Source organism: Kribbella deserti, from assembly GCF_042434725.1.
GTDB classification, from domain to species: domain Bacteria; phylum Actinomycetota; class Actinomycetes; order Propionibacteriales; family Kribbellaceae; genus Kribbella; species Kribbella deserti.
Map to the genome: position 1 here is coordinate 1 of NZ_JBHLTC010000068.1, position 3297 is coordinate 3297.

1 protein-coding gene is annotated in these 3297 nt (G+C 61.3%); it reads left to right on the forward strand.

Translation table 11 applies throughout. The features are described 5' to 3' along the window. Positions 1 to 127: 127 nt before the first annotated feature. Positions 128 to 3297, forward strand: a 3170-nt coding sequence (locus tag ACFFGN_RS36040; RefSeq protein ID WP_380057767.1) for an RHS repeat protein, incomplete at its 3' end; no start/stop codon positions are given.

Below are 3297 nucleotides of genomic sequence, written 5' to 3' on the forward strand. Positions count from 1 at the left end.
TGCGACGATGGAGTTCGACTATGTCCGTGATGGCAACACGTATGCGATGCCGCGGTCGAAGTATGTGTTGTCGAAGGTGACTGTCAATGACGGGCATGCCGGTGATGGTCACGATACTCAGGTTTCGGTGTTCGAGTATTCCGGTGGCGTTTATGACCGTCAGGAGCGTGAGTTCCTTGGTTATGCGCAGGTTGTGGCGCGTCAGCTCGATACTGGTGACGGCAACAAGGTGTACCGGTCGGTGACTGAGCAGTTCCGGGTGGATTCGGTTTACACGGCGGGTCTGCCGGTGAAGTCGTTTACCACGGATGCGGCGGGGAAGAAGTACGTCGAGACTGAGCACACCTACACGATCCGCAATGTCGGTGTTCCCGGTGGCGCGGTTGATCTGGGGTCGGAGACCGCGACGTTGTTCCCGTTCGTGTCGCGTACTGATACCCGGTTCTTCGAAGGTGGAACGACCGCGGGGAAGTCGACGTATGTGACGGCTGATTATGACGGCCGGGGTAATCAGATCAGTCAGGTTGATGCCGGGGAGTCCGGCGTGGGCGATGATGTGAGTGCGGTGACCGGTTACACCGACTGTGCTAATGGTGTGGATGTGGCCGACGACATCACCGTCACTGTTGATGGGGTGGTGAAACGCAAACGCGAAACCTCGGTGGACTGTGCTACTGGTGAGACCCGCGAGGTTCGGGCGAAGTTGGCTGATGGGACGACGTCGACGACGGTGCTGGGGTATTCGGCGAGCGGGAACCTGGACACGGTGGAGGGTCCGGCCAACAAGGATGGGCAGCGCTCCAAGCTGACCTATACCCATGACGCGGCCGTGGACACTTATGTCGCGTCGGTGACCGATCATTTCGGGTATAGCTCGGCTTCGACGTATGACCCGAAGTTCGGGGTGGTGCTGACCAGTACCGATACCAATAACCAGACCGTCACCAGCACGTATGACAAGGTGGGCCGTTTGGACACGGTGACGGGGCCGTATGAGGCCGGCACCGGCAAGGTCACGATTGCTATCGAGTATCACCTTGGGGCCGATGTGCCGTATGCGGTGACCAGGCACATCGACAAGCAGGCCGACGGCACTTATAAGGCCGATACGATCGACACGGTCACGTTCATCGATGGTCTGGGCCGGGTGGTGCAGACCAAGGCCGATGCGGCCCTGCACACCAGTGAGGCCGCGGGAGCCGGCGACAAGATGGTGGTTTCGGGCCAGGTCGTCTACGACGGTATGGGCCGGGCGGTGAAGACCTACTACCCGAGAAGTGAAAACAAGGGTCCGGGCAACACCACCTTCACTTCCGGGCATGACACCAGCGCCGGCCCGAGTGTGGTGACGCTGGACGTGCTGGACCGGGTCGTGCAGACCCGGCTGCCTGACAACACCACCGCGACCATGACGTATGGGTTCGGTGCTGATCGGGCAGGCGCGACCCGGTTCGAGACGATCGCGACCGACGCGAACGGGAAAACGTCGCGCTCCTATACCGACGTGCGCGGCCAGACCACCGCGGTCAAACAGTTCAACCCCGCCGGTGGTGCCGCGCAGGCGGTGATCTGGACCAGCTTCGGCTACAGCGCGCTGGGTGAGAAAACGTCGGTCACCGACCATGCGGACAACACCACCACGATGGAGTTCGACAACTTCGGCCGCAACACCAAGGTCACCAGCCCCGATGCCGGTGTCACCGATTTCGGTTACGACCTGGCCGGGAACCTGGTCACGAAGAAGACCGCGAAACTGACCCAGCCGATCGAGTACGACTACGACTACACCCGGCTGAAGAAAGTGCGCTACCCGGTGTTCAACACCGGTGGTCTTCACAACACCGGCAACAACGTCACCTACACCTACGGTGCGCCCGGCGCGGCCGACAACGCCGCCGGCCGGCCGATCTCGATCATCGACGGCGCCGGCCTGGTCACCATGAAGTACGGGCCGCTGGGTGAAACGACCGAGGAGACCCGCACGGTGAGAGGCAACGGTGGCCAGATCCGCACCTTCACCACCGGGTATCAGTTCGATTCGTGGAACCGGGTCCTGAAGATGACCTATCCCGACGGGGAGGTCCTGACCTACGGCTACGACTCCGGCGGCCAGGTCAACACCGCCACCGGTGTGAAGGGCACCTACAACTACACCTACCTGTCAAGGCTGGAATACGACCGGTTCGGGCAGCGGGTGTTCCAGGTCACCGGTAACGGGACCCGGACCAGCTACACCTACAACTCACTCGACCGCAGGCTGGAGAACCTGAAAACCCAGCTCAAGGCCGACATCGCCGGCGGCTACACCTTCCAGAACATCAACTACACCTACGACAACGTCGGCAACATCACCACCATCACCAACACCGCCGCCGCACCCACCACCTCCGATGTCGGGCAGCGAGTCGGTGGGCCCAGCAGCGAAACCTACAGCTACGACGACCTCTACCGCCTCACCAGCGCCACCGGCACCTACAACCCTGACCCCACCGGCGCGCCCACCAAAACCGACACCTACAACCTCACCATCGGCTACAACGCCATCTCCAACATCACCACCAAAACCCAAACCCGCGCCATCGGCGGCCAAAACGACGGAGCCCTCACCTACAACAACACCTACACCTACGCCGCCGCAGGTAAACCCCACGCAGCCACCACCATCGGCGCCCACAGCTTCGGCTACGACAACGCCGGCAACCAGATCAGCCGAAACCAGACCTCCACCTCGCGCCGCCAACTGATCTGGGACGAGGAAAACCGCCTCGCCTGCACCCACGAAAACGTCCAGAATCAAGACCAGGACCAAGCCCCCTCATCGTGTGCCAACGCCGGCGGATCCGCATCCAGCCGCTACCTGTATGACCACAACGGCCAACGCGTCGTCAAACAAATCGACGCCTACTACTTCTACCCCAACCAGAACTACTCCACCCGCGCCAACGATTCCTTCAAACACATCTACATCGGCACCACCAAACTCCTCACCAAAGCCGTCGAAGCCACCAAAATCGAAGACGTCCAGTACTACAACCACACCGACCACCTCGGCTCCACCGGCTACACCACCACCACCGGCGGAAAACTCGCCGAACACATCAAATACATCCCCGGCGGCGAAACCTGGACCCACGAAAAAAGCACATCATCACAACCCGTCGACCACCAGCACACCGGCAAAGAATACGACCACCAAACCGGCCTCTACTACCACGGCGCCCGCTACTACGACCCCCGCACATCACAATGGCAATCCACCGACCCCGCACTACCCAGCCGCGCCACCAACACCCAAAC